The sequence below is a fragment of the Amycolatopsis sp. 195334CR genome (genome assembly GCF_017309385.1).
Lineage (GTDB): Bacteria > Actinomycetota > Actinomycetes > Mycobacteriales > Pseudonocardiaceae > Amycolatopsis.
Window position 1 is genome coordinate 1,232,750 of record NZ_JAFJMJ010000001.1, and the last position, 14,475, is coordinate 1,247,224.

A 14,475-nucleotide genomic window follows, 5' to 3' on the forward strand; every position below is an offset into this window, starting at 1 on the left:
TCACATCCGGAAAACGCCGTAGGAAACATCTTCGAGCGGTGCGTTGGCCGCCGCCGACAGGGCGAGGCCGACCACCGTGCGGGTGTCCGCCGGGTCGATCACGCCGTCGTCCCAGAGCCGCGCGGTGGAGTAGTACGGGCTGCCCTGCTCCTCGTACTGCTCGCGGATCGGGTCCTTGAAGGCCTCTTCGTCCTCAGTGGACCATTCGCCACCGCGGCCCTCGATGGCGTCCCGGCGGACCGTGGACAGCACCGACGCCGCCTGCTCGCCGCCCATCACCGAAATGCGCGCGTTCGGCCACATCCACAGGAACCGCGGGGAATACGCCCGCCCGCACATCGAGTAGTTCCCGGCGCCGAACGAGCCGCCGATGATCACCGTCAGCTTCGGCACCCGCGCGCAGGCCACCGCGGTGACCATCTTCGCGCCGTGCTTGGCGATACCGCCCGCCTCGTACGCGCGGCCGACCATGAAGCCGGTGATGTTCTGCAGGAACAGCAACGGGATCGAACGCTTGTCGCACAGCTCGATGAAGTGCGCGCCCTTCATCGCCGACTCGGCGAACAGCACGCCGTTGTTGGCGATGATGCCGACCGGGTGGCCGTGCACGTGCGCGAACCCGGTGACCAGCGTGGTGCCGTACTCCTTCTTGAACTCCGCGAACCGGCTGCCGTCGACGATCCTGGCGATCACCTCGCGGACGTCGTACGGGGTGCGCGAGTCGGTCGGGACCACGCCGTAGAGTTGCTCCGGGTCGACCTTGGGCGGCTCGACCGGGCGCACGTCCCACGGGCGCGGGGCGCGCGGGCCGAGGGTGGACACGATCGAGCGCACGATGCGCAGCGCGTGCGCGTCGTCGGTGGCCAGGTGGTCGGTGACGCCGGACTGGCGGGCGTGCACGTCGCCGCCGCCCAGCTCCTCGGCGGTGACCACCTCGCCGGTCGCCGCCTTCACCAGCGGCGGGCCGCCGAGGAAGATGGTGCCCTGGTTCCGCACGATCACCGCTTCGTCGCTCATCGCGGGCACGTAGGCGCCGCCCGCGGTGCACGAGCCGAGCACGGCGGCGATCTGCGGGATGCCGCGCGCGGACATGGTGGCCTGGTTGTAGAAGATGCGGCCGAAGTGCTCGCGGTCCGGGAAGACCTCGTCCTGGCGCGGCAGGAAGGCGCCGCCGGAGTCGACCAGGTACAGGCACGGGAGGTTGTTGTGCAGCGCGACCTCTTGCGCGCGCAGGTGCTTCTTCACCGTCATCGGGTAGTAGGTGCCACCCTTGACCGTGGCGTCGTTGGCGACGATCACGCATTCGCGGCCGGACACCCGGCCGACGCCGGTGATGATGCCCGCGGCGGGTGCCTCGTCGTCGTAGAGGCCGGTGGCCGCCAGCGGGGACAGCTCGAGGAACGGGGAGCCGGGGTCGAGCAGCGCGTCCACGCGATCGCGGGGCAGCAGCTTGCCGCGTTCCACATGGCGGATACGAGCCTTCTCCGGGCCACCCAGCCGGGTCTGGCTCAGCCGCTTGCGCAGGTCCTCGGCCAGCTCGGCGTGACCGGTGGCGTATCGGGCGTAGTCCTCGCTCCGCGGCTCGGCGGAACTGCTCAGCACCGGGGTGTCCATGGCTCCTCGCGACAGGGTTAGCGGTCGTTAACACCAAGCTCGATGTTAGCGACCACTAACCTCACTGTCCAGCGCGTGGCCGCTCGCTGAACAGCTTCCAGTAGAAACCGTTCATCCGCGCGGCGGCGGGCGCGTGCCGGGTGATGATCGAACCGACTTCGGCGGGCACGTCACCCGGTAGGTGACCGTCGGCGCAGCGGCGCACGAACTCGTTGCGCTCGGGGACGCCCTCGATCCCGCAGACCGCCCTGACCAGCCAGTTGACCAGTCGCATGGCGGCGTACTCCGCGTCGTCGTCCGGCGTTGCGCCGGACGACGGTGACGATCTCGCCCAACTGCCGTTCGAGCGTGCCCGCCGTGCCCACCGGATCCTCAGCCAGCCAGTCGGTGAGCGCGTGCGGGACGTACTCGCTCACCAGCACGAGGCTCGACGACGCCCGCGCCAGCCCGTCGAAGCGGGCGCGCACCGCGGGCGAGCCACCCAGCTGGGCAACAGCCGCGTCGAGATCGGCGAACTCGTCGGCGAGCGGCGGCCGGCCGGGCAGCACGCGCCAGTGGTGGAGCAGCGGGAACGCGGCGGTCTCGCCCGCGAGCACGGCCTCGGTGACGGTCAGGTTCGCGGACAGCTCGCGCCAGGCGTTGAGGCCGGGGCTGCCGATGCCGTACTGGCACAGCATCGGCAGGTCGAACAGGTTCGCGGTGGAGTGCGGGTGCGCCAGTTCCAGGTCGGTCAGCGGGACGCGCTTGGCGAAGACCGGCTCCCCGTCGAGATCGAGGACGGCCGAACCACCACCCACACCGAAGCCGACGGCCCGCCCCGCGTCCAGCAGCGCGACGAGGTCGTCGTCACCAAGGGACGCGAGGCGGGCCGATACGCGGTCATGTCGGGAAAGCACTCCCGCGAGTATGGTGAATCAGGGCGTGCTGCAGCTGACCGACGGCGCCGCCCACTGGCCGTTGGCCATCACGGTGAAGCCGAACGTGGTGGTCCCGTTCGCCGCCAGGTTGCCGTTGCCGTTCGGCTTCATGGTCATCACGTTGCCGCTGCTGTCCCAGCTCGGCGAGCCGTTCCAGGTGGCCGACACCTTCTGCGGCGCGGTCACCGTGACGGTGGCCGTCCAGCTGCTGATCGCCGACGCGCCCGCGGTGATGGTCACCTGGCCGTTGAACCGGTCACCCCACTGCTGGGTCCGCTGGTAGGTCGCGGTGCAGGAGGCCGGGTTGCCGGGATTGCCCCCGTCCGAGGGCGCGACCGCCTGGCCGGTCGAAGGGGAGATCATGCCGGCGCACAGGTTCCGGCTGGCCAGCCCGGCGGCGATCTGCGGGATCGCGTTGATCGTCGACTGGTAGCCGTCGTGCATCAGGATCACGCCACCCGGCTGCAACTGGGCCGCGGCCTGCACGATCTGGCTGGTGCTCGCGCCGTTCCAGTCCTGCGAGTCGACGTTCCACAGCACCTCGGTCAGCCCCAGCTGCTGCTCGACCGACTTCAGCGTGCTGTTGGTCTCGCCGTACGGCGGGCGGAACAACTTCGGCGTCTCACCGGTCGCCTGCTGCAGCGCCTGCTGCGTCTGCGTCAGCTCGGAGGTCATCTCCTGCGCCGACAACTGGGTCAGGTGCGGGTGCGACCAGCTGTGGTTGCCGACCCACATCCCGGCGTCGCGCTGGCTCTTCGCCAGCGACGGGTTCTGCTGCACCTTGTTGCCGACGTTGAAGAAGGTGGCGCGCAAGTTCGCCGACTTCAGCGCGTTGATCAGCTGCGTGGTGGTGCCGCTGATCGGCCCGTCGTCGAAGGTCAGGCCGACGTACCCGGCCGAGCAGTTCGGGCCACCGGGGTTGCCACCGCCGCTGTTGAGCGCGCTGAGCACGGAATCGTACGCGGGCTTCTTGGTGCCGTTGCTGTAGTACAGCAGCGGGGTGTCGTTCGGCCGCCACGAGTCGGAGTCGCGGATGCCCCACACGGTGATGCCGTTGCAGCGGGCCACCGCGAGGCAGTCCTTCACCACGTTGGCGTAGGTGGTCGGCGAAGCGCCCTGGATGTCCAGCTCGGTGATCTGCACGTCGACCCCCAGCGCGGCGAAGCTGGACAGCGTGGTGCGGTAGTTCGACGGGTACGGCGAGCCGCTGTTGAGGTGGGACTGGAAGCCGACGCAGTCGATCGGCACGCCGCGGTTCTTGAAGTCCTGCACCATCTTGTAGACGGCCTGGGTCTTGGCGTGCGACCAGTCGTCGGTGTTGTAGTCGTTGTAGCAGAGCTTCGCACCGGGATCGGCCGCGCGCGCCGCCTTGAACGCGGCCTCGATCCAGTCGTTGCCGGTGCGCTGGAGGTTCGAGTTGCGGCGGGCGCCGCTGCTGCCGTCCTCGAAGGCCTCGTTCACCACGTCCCAGGCGACCACCTTGCCCTTGAAGTGGGTGGCGACCTGCGTGACGTGGTTGAGCATCGCCTGGCGCAGCGAGGAGCCCTCCATGCCCTGCATCCAGCCGGGCTGCTGCATGTGCCACGCCAGCGCGTGCCCGCGGACCTTCATGCCGCGGCTGAGCGCGTGGTTGACGATCTGGTCGGCCGAACCGTAGGAGAACTGCCCCTGGTTGGGTTCGGTGGCGTCCATCTTCATCTCGTTCTCGGGCGTGACGCTGTTGAACTCGCTGTTGAGGATCCCGGTGTAGGTGGAATCGCCGAGCTTGTGCGCCGCTACCGCGGTCCCGAAGTACCGGCCGCTCTCCGCGGCCGAGGCGCCCAGCGTGGTGCCTGCGCTCGCCACCGGGGGCAGCACCACGGCCAGCGCGCCGAGCAGGCCGGCCATCCCGGCCACCGCCGCGATCCGGGGCCCTCTTCGCCGAGGGGGCCTGCCGGCGTCGATGACAGCAGTTTCGGACATCACTTCCTCCAAGGGTTCCGAAAGTTTCGGTAAAAATCTTGAAGCTTTCGGAATGTTAGCTCAGACACACGTCCGACCAGGAAACGCAAACCCAGATGGAGCAAGGAAGGTCAAGCTCGAAATTTTCGATACCTGGACAACAAAAAGCCGGAGGGGTCAGTCGTGCAGGCGACTGACCCCTCCGGCGATCCGGTGAGCTGGACGACTCAGCCGGCAGCCGAGTTCAACGCGGCCAGGTAACCGAGCTTCTGCCCGTTCGCGGTCGGGTGGTACGACTCCTCGACCGGCCAGGTCAGGCTGTGCAGCCAGCGGTCGGCCGCGCAGATCTCGTGCCCGGTGAACACCCCGCGCACGTCGACGAAGGTGAAGCCGGCGCTCGAAGCCCGCGCGGAGGTGACCGAGGCGAGCGTGTCGGCACCGGAGTTGATCGCGGCCCGCTTGGTGTCGCTGAGGCCGACGTTGCAGGAGCCCGGCACCTTGTAGAAGCGCGGGTAGCCGAGCACGTACACCTTCGCGTTCGGCGCCTTCTGCTTGATCTTGGTGTAGACGCCGTTCAGCAGGCCCGGCAGCGTGCCGTTCACATAGGCCTTGGCCTCGGCAACCCGGTCGACGCAGGCCTGGTCGGAGCCGAGGGTGCAGTCGGTCATCACGTCGACGAACCCGGCGTCGTTGCCGCCGACCGAGACGGTGACGACGTTCGTGCCGGAGGTGACCTTGTCCAACTGGCTCAGCACGTCCGGCGTCCGCGCGCCGGAGCAGGCCAGGAAGTTCAGCGAAGCGCCGTTCGCACTGGCCCACAGCTTCGGATAGGCGTTCGCGCTGCGCTTGCAGGAACCCGAATCGCCGTAGCTGCCGGCGCCGAGCCCGGAGGAGTAGGAGTCGCCGAGCGCCGCGTAGCTGGTCGCGGCCGAGGCGGGAACGGTGAAGCCGAGCAGCGCGAGACCGGCGACGATGGCCACGGTCAGCGCTCTCAAAACGGGCAGGGTCGTTTTCTGGTCGGACGAGACCATCGTCACTCCTTCGTGAGCCCCCAACGTGAAAGAACAAGTACCACGTGGGAAAAACACGGGGAAGCACGCTTTTGTGACGTAACCCGAGTGGCCCAGCCCAAAAGTCGCGCGCCCGGTTTGCCCCGTTGTTAGCGATCGCTAACCTGCTGCTCTACGATGGGCTGATGCCAGCGCACCCGACCCCGCTCGTGCACGGCGAAAAGGCCAGCAGGCGCGAGCAGATCCTGGCCGCCGCCGCCGAGTTGTTCGCCAGGCACGGCTTCCACGGCGTGGGGATCGACGACATCGGCGCCGCCGTGGGCATCTCCGGCCCCGCGCTGTACCGCCACTTCCGCAGCAAGGACGCGATGCTCGGCGAGATGCTGGGCTCGATCAGCCGGTACCTGCTCGAGGGCGGCAAGGAGCTCGCCGAGCAGCGCACCGGGGCGCCCCTGCTCGACGCGCTGGTGAAGTTCCACGTGGACTTCGCGCTCACCCAGCCGGCGCTGATCACCGTCCAGGAGCGGAACCTGGCCAACCTCACCGACACCGACCGCAAACAGGTTCGCGCGCTCCAACGCCAGTACGTGGAACTGTGGGTGGCAGCGATCAGGGCAACCGTGCCCGAGGTCGGTGAAACCCACGCCCGGTCCTCGGCACACGCCGTGTTCGGCCTGATCAACTCGACCCCGCACAACCGCTATCTGGCTGACGAGGAACTGGCCGAGCTGCTCGAACGGCTGGCGCTGGGCGCACTCCGCGCCGCGCGGTGACAGACGCTCACCGGGGAGTGGTCCCCAATGCGGCCGTGCTGGTGTTTGATAGGCACGTGCAGCCCGACAGGAGCGACGACGAGCACCAGCGGCTCGTGGAAAAGGCGCAGCGCGCGCTGGTGGCGATGCGGTTCGGCGAGGACGCGGACGCGCTGGACCAGCTGGCGCCCGCGAGCGCCGGCATGCCCGAGACCCGGGAGCTGATGCTGCTGCTCTTCGGTGAGTGCAGCACGATGGTGGCCACCCTCGGGGACGGCGGTACCGCGCCGGTCAAGGTGCAGGTGTTCGACGAGGCCGGGGAAGAGGTCTCCATCGACCAGGCCGACCCGCCGGTCCGCACGGCCGTGCGGACCCTGCTCGCCGAGGTGCACGGGAACAGCGAAGCCGCGCAGGAGCAACTGGAGATCGCGCTGTCCAGCGCGGCCCCGGAGGAGGTCGACAGCCTGGTGCTGCAGGCACTGCGCTGGACGATCCGGCTGTCCACCGAGTGCCTTGACCGGGACCTCCCGGTCACCGACTGGATCTCCGACGCCCTGTCGGACTGACCACCCCCGTGCAGTGAATGTGGCTTTCACTGCATCAGGCGCAGTGAAAGCCACATTCACTGCACGGGCTAGGTCAGGAGCGGCTTGAGCAGCGCGGCGATCTGGGCGGTTTCGATCAGGAACGAGTCGTGCCCGTACGGGGAGTGGATCACCGCGGCCTCCCCCGCGCCCCGGATGCCCGCCGCCAGTTCCACCGACTGCGCGAGCGGGTAGAGCCGGTCGCTGTCCACCCCGGCGACCACCGTGCGCGCGGTGACCCGCGCGAGCGCCGCGGCGATGCCACCCCGGTCGCGTCCCACATCGTGCGAATTCATCGAGCGGGTCAGCACCACGTAGCTGCCCGCGTCGAAGCGCCGCACCAGCTTCACCGCGTGGTGGTCCAAATAGGACTCCACGGCGAACCGGCCGTCGCCCTGTCCGGTTCGTCCGAAACGTTGCGCCAGTTCGGGTTCGCTGCGGTAGGTCACGTGGGCGATCCGCCGGGCGATGCCGAGGCCGTGGTCGGGGCTCTCCCCGGTGCCGTAGTAGTCACCGCCGTGCCAGTGCGGATCGCCGGTGATCGCGTGCAGCTGCGGCGCGGCCCACGCGATCTGGTCCGCCGACGCGGCCGCCGGGGCGGCAAGCACCAGCAGCGCCGCCACCCGCGACGGGTGCCCCACCGCCCACTCCAGCGCCCGCATGCCGCCCATCGACCCGCCCAGCACCGCCGCCCACCTGACGATGCCCAGCTCGTCGGCCAGGAAGGTCTCGGCCAGCACCTGGTCGCGGATGGTCAGCGCCGGGAAGCGGCTGCCCAGCGCCCGCCCCGACGCGTCCACTGAGGACGGTCCGGTGGAACCCTGGCAGCCGCCCAGCACGTTCGGCGCCACCACGAAGAACTCGTCGGTGTCGAGCGGACGGCCCGGCCCCACCAGCGCGTCCCACCAGCCGGCGCTGGGGTGGCCGTCCTCGGCGGGACCGGCGACGTGGCTGTCCCCGGTGAGCGCGTGTTCGATCAGGACCGCGTTCGACGCGTCGGCGTTCAGCGTGCCCCAGGTCTCGTAGGCCAGCGAGAACCCGGGCAGTTCGGCACCGCCCTCCAGCCGGACCGCGTCGCGACGGGTGACCCAGCGACGACGGCCCGGCGGATCACCCGGGCGCCAGGCACCGGTCACAGAGCCGCCTTGGCCGCCCTGAACCCGGCTTCCAGATCGGCCTTCAGGTCCTCGATGCCCTCCAGCCCGACGGCCAGGCGCACCAGGCCGGGCGTCACCCCGGAAGCGAGCTGCTCCGCCGGCGAGAGCTGGCTGTGCGTGGTGCTCGCCGGGTGCACGATCAGGCTGCGCACGTCCCCGATGTTCACCAGCTGGCTGTGCAGTTCGGTCCCGTCGACGAACTTGCGGCCCGCCTCGACCCCGCCACGCAGGTCGAACGACAGCACCGCGCCCGCACCGCCGGGCAGGTACTTCTGGGCCGCCTGGTGGTGCGGTGACGACGGCAGGCTGGCGTAGTAGACCTTCTCCACCTCGTCCCGCGCCTCCAGCCACTCGGCGAGCGCCTTGGCGTTCGACACGTGCCGCTCGATGCGCAGCGAGAGCGTCTCGATCCCTTGCAGGATCAGGAAGCTGTTCAGCGGCGAGATCGCCGCGCCGGTGTCGCGCAGCAACTGCACGCGGGCCTTCGCGGCGTAGGCCCCCGGGCCGAGCGCCTCCCAGTACTTGAGGCCGTTGTAGCTCGGGTCCGGCTCGCTGAACCCGGGGAACTTCGCCGGGTCCGCGCCGAAGTCGAAGGTGCCGGCGTCGACCAGCAGGCCGGCGATCGTGGTGCCGTGGCCGCCGAGGTACTTGGTCGCCGAGTGGATCACCACGTCGGCGCCGTGCTCGATCGGGCGCAGCAGGTACGGCGTGGGAATGGTGTTGTCCACCACCAGCGGTACGCCCGCCTCGTGCGCGGCGTCCGCGACGGCCCGGATGTCGAGCACGTTGCTGCCCGGGTTCGCCAGCGTCTCGGCGAAGAACAGCTTGGTGTTCGGCCGGACCGCCGCCTTCCACTGCTCGATGTCGTCCTGGTCGTCGACGAAGGTGACTTCGATGCCGAGCTTGGGCAGCGTGTAGTGGAACAGGTTGTAGGTACCGCCGTAGAGCGACGGGCTGGAGACGAAGTGGTCGCCGGAGTTCGCCAGGTTCAGGATCGCCGCGTTGGTGGCCGCGGTGCCCGACGCGAAGGCCAGCGCCGCCACCCCGCCTTCGAGCGCGGCCACGCGCTGTTCGAGCACGTCCTGGGTGGGGTTGTTGATCCGGGTGTAGATGTTGCCCGGCTCGGCGAGGCTGAACAGGTCGGCGCCGTGCTGGCTGTCGCGGAAGACGTACGACGTGGTCTGGTAGATCGGCGTGGCCCGCGCCCCGGTGGCCGGATCGGGGGCGGCGCCGGAGTGGATCTGCTTGGTTTCGAAGGACCAGCCGTCGGTCATCGTCGGGACTCCTCGCGGCAGAAGGGGATTTGCCCCGAAGCTAGCCACCGGGTCCGGTCGACCCAACCGCCTCTCACGACGTGGGAGCCGGGTACACCTTCGGGCGTAGGCCGCGAAGCCGCTCTGGACACGACGACGAGACGCCGGTACGCGGTGATCCTGGAGCACATGACCAGGTTGCGTCCCAACACCCGCAAGTGGCTGCTGTTCACCCACGTCGTGGCGTCCATCGGCTGGATCGGCGTGGAACTCTCGATCGTCGCGCTCGGCGCGGTCGGCCTGCTCACCGACGACACCGCGGTGGCGGGCGGGGTGCAGTTGAGCGCCGGCACGCTCGGCGAGATCTTCTACCTGCCCGCCAGCCTCCTCACGCTGGTTTCCGGCATCGCGCTGAGCCTCGGCACGAAGTGGGGGCTGGTGCGGTACTGGTGGGTGGCGGTGAAGATCGCGATCACCCTCGCGCTGACCATCGGCGGCAACCTGGCCGTGGTCCCGAAGTTCGCCGAGGCCGCCGACCTGGCCGCCCGCGGCGAGCCGATCGGCGACACCGCGGTGATGCTGGTGACCGCGATGAGCGCCGGGCTGACGTTGCTGCTGATCGCCACCCTGCTGTCGTTCTTCAAACCCGGCGGGAAGATCAGGCCCGCCGCCACACCGGTGCCACCGGCGAGGACGCGCGTGAGCGCCTGACCGGGGCGGCGAGTTGCGGCGGCCGTCGGCCAGCCCGGAGGATTCCCCCATGGCGTCCGTGCGCACGGTGGTCGATCGGGTGGGACCCACGTTGCTGCACGCCCTGATGCTCCCCGACGACCCGCCCGCCGTCGCGGACGTGGTGATCGCGGAGCCGGGGACGCCCGGCCACCTCGCCGCGGGCGACCTGGTGCTCGCGGTGGCGGTGACCAATCCGGCCGACGCGGTCACCCTGGTCCGGTGCAGTGCGGAGAAGGGCGCGGCGGCGGTCCTGTTCAAACCGCCGCTGGCGGCCAAGCCCTCGGTCAAGCGGGCCGCCAAGGCCGCTGACATCGCGTTGATCGAGGTCAGCGCGGCCACCTCGTGGGCGCAGCTGGTGTGGCTGCTGCGGACCGTGCTCGACGCGCTGACCGACGAGGCCGAGGCCCCGGAGAACGGCGGCGACCCCGGCGGCGGTGACCTCTTCCGCCTGGCCGACGCGGTGGCGGCGGTGGTCGACGCGCCGGTCACCATCGAGGACACCAACTCCCGTGTGCTCGCCTACTCCGCCCGCCAGGACATCACCGACCCCGCGCGCGTGTCGACCATCATGGGCCGCCGCATCCCGGACGACGTGCTGGCGCGGTTCCGGTCCCGCGGTGTGTTCCGCGAACTGTCCCGCGGCCGCCAGACGATCTTCGTGCCCGAGCAGCGCGACGGCACGCTGCCACGGCTGATCGTGCCCATCCGGATGGGTGGTGAGCTGCTCGGCTCGATGTGGGCGGTGGTGCGCGGGCCGGTGTCCGACGAGCGGGCCGCGGCCTTCGCCGACGCGGCCCCGGTGGTCGCGCTGCACCTGCTGCGGCGTCGCGCGCACGCCGACGCGCAGCGCCGGGCCAGCGCCGAACTGCTGCGCGCGGTCCTCCAGGGCAAGGCGAGCCCGCGCAAGGCGGTCGCCGAACTGGACCTGGCCGAGGTGCCGCACCGGGTGGTGGTGATCGACACCCCGGAGGACGGCTCCCGCAACGCCGAGGGCAGCAGGCTGGCGCTGCTGGAACGCATCTCCAGCGGCATCGGGTGGCGGCCGGTGGCCACCGAACTGGCCGGCCTGCTCTACGCGGTCGTCCCGGACGGCGACGCCTGGGCCGAACTGCGCGAGGTCCTCGCCCAGGCCAAGACCAAGCGCGGCGCGCCACGGGTGGCCGCGGGCGGGGCGGGCGAGGTCGCCGACCTGGCGCGGTCCCGCGCGGAGGCCGAGGAAGCCTTCGGCCTGCTGCGCGCCGGGCTGGTGCCGGGCCGGGTGGTCAGCTTCGACGAGGCGTGGACCGCGCTCGCCCTGCACCGCGCGGCGACCGCCGCCGGAGCCGCGAAGGTGGCCGAACTCGGGCCCCTGCAAGCGATCCGCGCCTACGACGACGCCCACCGCACGGACTACACCGACACCCTCTACGAATGGCTGCGCCACCCCGGCGATCCGCGCGCGGCCGCCCGGTCGCTGCGGATCCACCCCAACACCCTGCGGTACCGCATGCGGAAACTGGGCGAGCTGGTGCCGATCGACCTCGACGACCCGGACGTGCGCCTCGCGCTGCTCACTCAGCTCGTCGCGTTGCGCTGGGCCTGATAGCTGAGGTCGACCGCGCGCAGCGACGACGGCCGGAGGCGCAGCCAGCGGCAGCGCGCGTCCTCGTACAGGTAGGCGCGGAACCGCTCGTCCCACCGGGATTCGTCGTCACCGAGGTAGCGGCTCAGCTTCCGCCTGCCACGCGGGACGTCGAACGGCAGCAGCTCCGCCTCGCCGCGCGCGACCACCTGACGCACCAGTCCGGTGTCCAGCTCGCAGACGTCGACCACCAGCGCCAGCGCCGGATCCCGCTCGACCAGCGACGGCAGCCGCGACCACGGGCCGGTGAGGATCCAGAACGCGCCGTCCTCCCAGAGGTACCAGGTGGGCCGCACGCTCGGCCCGGCCGCGGCGACCCTGGCGGTCAGCGGCCGGGCCAGGAAGGCGTCGACGTCGAACGGGCTCACCGCAGCAGTCCGGCGACCTCGCCCAGCAGCTCGATCTGCTCGCCCCGGTCCGGGGTGAACGGCATCGCGGCGAGCCGCTCGGCGACCTGCGCCGGGCTGCCGGTCACCAGCGAGTCCCTGGCCTGTGTCGCGGTCATGCCGTACCCGGTCAGCGAGCGGACCTGCGCGTCGAGCACCGGCCCCACCGCGAGGCTGAGGTTGACCGTGATCCCCGGCGCCAGCGCGAACTCCACACCGTCCACAGTGGCCGGTTTGCCCGCCACCGGGTCCGGCAGCACTTCGAGGGCCGCCGCGGCCTGGCGCGTGCTTCACGAAGGAGTCCACAGTGGACCCGTTCAGGTAGACCCCGAGCTTCACCGGACCTCCAGCAGGGTTTTGCCGAGCGTGGCCCGGCTTTCGATGGCGGCGTGCGCGTCCGCCGCGCGGTCGAGCGGGAAGCGCTGCCCGATCACCGGCCGCAGCCGCCCGGCGGCCGCCTCGGCCAGTGCACGGCGGGACAGCTCCGGCATCTCCTCCGGTTTCGCCAGCGGACCGCGTTCCACCCGGACCCGCCGCTCCGCCGCGTCCCCGAGCTCGGCGGCTTCCCCGCCGGCCTGCCCGAAGACGAACATCCGCCCGCCCGGGCGCACCGCCTCGAAGGCGGCCCGGCCGATCTCCCCGCCGACACCGTCGAACACCACGTCCACCGGTGGCGCCCAGCCGGGCACGCGGTAGTCGACGGCCACGTCGGCACCGAGTTCCTTCGCCAGCGCCAGCTTCTCCGGCCCGCCCGCCGCCGCGACCACCTCGGCACCGGCATTCTTGGCGAGCTGGACGAGGAGGCTGCCCACCCCACCGGCGGCCGCCTCGACCAGCACGCGTTCCCCCGGTCGCAGCGCCGCGGCCCGGCTCAGCATCAGCGCGGTCCGCCCGTCCGCGAGCAGCGCCACCGCCTCCGCCAGGTCCAGCTCCGCCGGGACCTCGAGCACGTTCCCCGCCGGCGCGACCGCCCGCTCGGCGTACCCGCCGCTCCCCCGCAGGCTGCTCACCACGCGCTTGCCGTCCACCAGCCCGCCGACCCCGTTGCCCGGGATCACCGGCAGCTCCGAGCCGAACGGCCCGAAGCCGGTGCGCCGGAACTGCGTCTCGACGTAGGTCACGTTGGCGAACTCGACGTCGATCAGCACTTCACCCGGTCCGGCCACCGGCTCCGGTGCCTCCCCCGCGACGAGCACCTCGGGCCCGCCGAACTCCCCCAGCCACACCGCTCGCATGCGGACAACTCAACAATCTCCACCTCGGTGGAGGTCAAGAGTAGTGCTGCGAAAACCATGAACCGGGGTCAATCCTGTCCGGCCAGCACGATGACACCGCCGTCCGAGTGCTTCACCGTGAAGCAGAGCACCTTCGTAACCACCGCCCAGGAGGCAGCCGTGCGGATCGCCGTCCCCCGTGAGATCAAGACCCACGAGTACCGGGTCGCCCTCACCCCGGCCGGGGTGCACGAGCTGACCCGCCACGGTCACGACGTGTTCGTCGAGGCCGACGCCGGGCTCGGCTCGGCGATCACCGACGAGGAGTACCTGTCGGCCGGCGCGAAGATCGTCGCCAGCGCCGACGACACCTGGGCCGAGGGCGACCTCGTGCTCAAGGTCAAGGAGCCGATCGCCGAGGAGTACCACCGGCTGCGGGCCGACCAGACCCTGTTCACCTACCTGCACCTGGCCGCCGACCAGTCGCTGACCGAGGCGCTGCTGAAGGCGGGCACCACCGCCGTCGCGTACGAGACCGTGCAGACCCCGAACGGCGCGCTGCCGCTGCTCGCGCCGATGTCGGAGGTCGCCGGACGCCTCGCCCCGCAGGTCGGTGCCTACGCGATGATGAAGCCGAGCGGTGGCCGCGGCGTGCTGCCCGGCGGCATCCCCGGGGTGCACCCGGCGCGCGTGGTGGTCATCGGCGGCGGGGTGGCCGGGCTCAACGCCGCGCGGGTCGCCCTCGGCCTCGGCTCGGACGTGGAGATCCTGGACACCAACGTCGACCGCCTGCGGCAGATCGACAACGACTTCGGCGGCCGCATCCGGACGGTCACCTCGAACGCCTTCTCCGTGGAGCAGGCCGTGCTGGAGGCCGACCTGGTGATCGGCGCGGTGCTGGTCCCCGGCGCGAAGGCGCCGAAGCTGGTCTCCAACGACCTGGTGTCGCGGATGAAGCCGGGCAGCGTGCTCGTCGACATCGCGATCGACCAGGGCGGCTGCTTCGCCGACTCGCGCCCCACCACCCACAACGAGCCGACCTACCAGGTGCACGACTCGGTGTTCTACTGCGTGGCGAACATGCCCGGCGCGGTGCCGCGCACCTCGACCTACGGGCTGACCAACGTGACCCTGCCGTACGCGGTGGCGCTGGCCGACCAGGGCTGGCAGGCCGCCCTGCGCGCGGACGCGAGCCTGGCGAAGGGCCTGAACACGCACGCCGGCCAGCTGACGAACGAGCCGGTGGCCGTCGCGCACGGACTCCCCCACACCCCGCTGTCACAGGTCGTGTGAC

General features: G+C 70.9%; 14 protein-coding genes and 1 pseudogene. 5 read left to right on the top strand and 10 right to left on the bottom strand.

The annotated features are described in order from the left end of the window. The 5 genes and pseudogenes from JYK18_RS06025 to JYK18_RS06040 form a co-directional block, all read right to left on the bottom strand. The gene (locus tag JYK18_RS06025; RefSeq protein WP_206801159.1) at positions 1 to 1,614 is read right to left on the bottom strand and encodes a carboxyl transferase domain-containing protein; all 1,614 of its coding nucleotides are present in this window, start codon (positions 1,612 to 1,614) and stop codon (positions 1 to 3) included. Positions 1,615 to 1,784: 170 nt separating this feature from the next. After that, positions 1,785 to 2,510: a hypothetical protein gene (locus JYK18_RS06030; RefSeq protein WP_242578975.1), complete on the bottom strand. Its 726-nt coding sequence runs from the start codon at positions 2,508 to 2,510 to the stop codon at positions 1,785 to 1,787. Between the two features lie 18 nt (positions 2,511 to 2,528). Beyond that, positions 2,529 to 2,975 carry a cellulose binding domain-containing protein gene (locus JYK18_RS46500; RefSeq protein ID WP_307795998.1) on the bottom strand — a complete coding sequence of 149 codons (447 nt, stop codon included), beginning with the start codon at positions 2,973 to 2,975 and terminating at the stop codon, positions 2,529 to 2,531. 108 nt (positions 2,976 to 3,083) lie between these two features. Further along, positions 3,084 to 4,418: pseudogene (locus JYK18_RS06035) on the bottom strand (endo-1,4-beta-xylanase); the annotation flags it as partial. 281 nt (positions 4,419 to 4,699) lie between these two features. After that, complete coding sequence (locus tag JYK18_RS06040) at positions 4,700 to 5,503, bottom strand: SGNH/GDSL hydrolase family protein (protein WP_206801161.1); 804 nt, start codon at positions 5,501 to 5,503, stop codon at positions 4,700 to 4,702. Positions 5,504 to 5,667: 164 nt separating this feature from the next. Between JYK18_RS06040 and JYK18_RS06045 the strand changes: the two genes are divergently transcribed. Together JYK18_RS06045 and JYK18_RS06050 are read left to right on the top strand one after the other, a co-directional pair. Next, complete coding sequence (locus JYK18_RS06045; protein ID WP_206801162.1) at positions 5,668 to 6,255, top strand: TetR/AcrR family transcriptional regulator; 588 nt, start codon at positions 5,668 to 5,670, stop codon at positions 6,253 to 6,255. Between the two features lie 56 nt (positions 6,256 to 6,311). Next, a complete protein-coding gene (locus tag JYK18_RS06050; RefSeq protein WP_206801163.1) occupies positions 6,312 to 6,800 on the top strand; it encodes a hypothetical protein in 489 nt (162 codons plus the stop codon). A gap of 68 nt (positions 6,801 to 6,868) precedes the next feature. On the opposite strand, the gene JYK18_RS06055 is transcribed toward JYK18_RS06050, so the two are convergent. Further along, complete coding sequence (locus JYK18_RS06055; protein ID WP_206801164.1) at positions 6,869 to 7,954, bottom strand: homoserine O-acetyltransferase; 1,086 nt, start codon at positions 7,952 to 7,954, stop codon at positions 6,869 to 6,871. Beyond that, positions 7,951 to 9,249, bottom strand: coding sequence for a bifunctional o-acetylhomoserine/o-acetylserine sulfhydrylase (locus JYK18_RS06060; protein WP_206801165.1), 1,299 nt, complete (start codon positions 9,247 to 9,249; stop codon positions 7,951 to 7,953). Before JYK18_RS06060 ends, JYK18_RS06055 begins: the two co-directional genes overlap by 4 nt. Positions 9,250 to 9,417: 168 nt before the next feature. Between JYK18_RS06060 and JYK18_RS06065 the strand changes: the two genes are divergently transcribed. After that, positions 9,418 to 9,939, top strand: a complete 522-nt coding sequence (locus JYK18_RS06065) for a hypothetical protein (protein WP_206801166.1) — start codon at positions 9,418 to 9,420, stop codon at positions 9,937 to 9,939. 49 nt (positions 9,940 to 9,988) lie between these two features. Next, complete coding sequence (locus tag JYK18_RS06070) at positions 9,989 to 11,542, top strand: CdaR family transcriptional regulator (RefSeq protein WP_206801167.1); 1,554 nt, start codon at positions 9,989 to 9,991, stop codon at positions 11,540 to 11,542. On the opposite strand, the gene JYK18_RS06075 is transcribed toward JYK18_RS06070, so the two are convergent. The 3 genes from JYK18_RS06075 to JYK18_RS06085 all read right to left on the bottom strand — a co-directional run bounded on the left by JYK18_RS06075 (position 11,515) and on the right by JYK18_RS06085 (position 13,202). Next, positions 11,515 to 11,949, bottom strand: coding sequence for a pyridoxamine 5'-phosphate oxidase family protein (locus JYK18_RS06075; RefSeq protein ID WP_206801168.1), 435 nt, complete (start codon positions 11,947 to 11,949; stop codon positions 11,515 to 11,517). The two genes, JYK18_RS06070 and JYK18_RS06075, sit on opposite strands and share 28 nt — an antisense overlap. Continuing rightward, positions 11,946 to 12,227, bottom strand: a complete 282-nt coding sequence (locus JYK18_RS06080) for a hypothetical protein (protein ID WP_206801169.1) — start codon at positions 12,225 to 12,227, stop codon at positions 11,946 to 11,948. Before JYK18_RS06080 ends, JYK18_RS06075 begins: the two co-directional genes overlap by 4 nt. A gap of 75 nt (positions 12,228 to 12,302) precedes the next feature. Next, on the bottom strand, positions 12,303 to 13,202 hold the full coding sequence (locus JYK18_RS06085; protein ID WP_206801170.1) for a zinc-binding dehydrogenase: 900 nt from the start codon (positions 13,200 to 13,202) through the stop codon (positions 12,303 to 12,305). Positions 13,203 to 13,361: 159 nt separating this feature from the next. Here JYK18_RS06085 and ald point away from each other — a divergent pair, with 159 nt between their 5' ends. Beyond that, a complete protein-coding gene (ald, locus tag JYK18_RS06090; RefSeq protein WP_206801171.1) occupies positions 13,362 to 14,474 on the top strand; it encodes an alanine dehydrogenase in 1,113 nt (370 codons plus the stop codon). The last annotated feature ends 1 nt before the right edge of the window (position 14,475 follow it).

Bases quoted from the DNA above. Each gene is read 5' to 3' on its own strand.
- JYK18_RS06025 (WP_206801159.1), bottom strand. From the start codon at position 1,614: ATGGACACCCCGGTGCTGAGCAGTTCCGCCGAGCCGCGGAGCGAGGAC.
- JYK18_RS06040 (WP_206801161.1), bottom strand. From the start codon at position 5,503: ATGGTCTCGTCCGACCAGAAAACGACCCTGCCCGTTTTGAGAGCGCTG.
- JYK18_RS06060 (WP_206801165.1), bottom strand. From the start codon at position 9,249: ATGACCGACGGCTGGTCCTTCGAAACCAAGCAGATCCACTCCGGCGCC.
- JYK18_RS46500 (WP_307795998.1), bottom strand. From the start codon at position 2,975: ATGCACGACGGCTACCAGTCGACGATCAACGCGATCCCGCAGATCGCC.
- JYK18_RS06045 (WP_206801162.1), top strand. From the start codon at position 5,668: ATGCCAGCGCACCCGACCCCGCTCGTGCACGGCGAAAAGGCCAGCAGG.
- JYK18_RS06065 (WP_206801166.1), top strand. From the start codon at position 9,418: ATGACCAGGTTGCGTCCCAACACCCGCAAGTGGCTGCTGTTCACCCAC.
- JYK18_RS06085 (WP_206801170.1), bottom strand. From the start codon at position 13,202: ATGCGAGCGGTGTGGCTGGGGGAGTTCGGCGGGCCCGAGGTGCTCGTC.
- JYK18_RS06070 (WP_206801167.1), top strand. From the start codon at position 9,989: ATGGCGTCCGTGCGCACGGTGGTCGATCGGGTGGGACCCACGTTGCTG.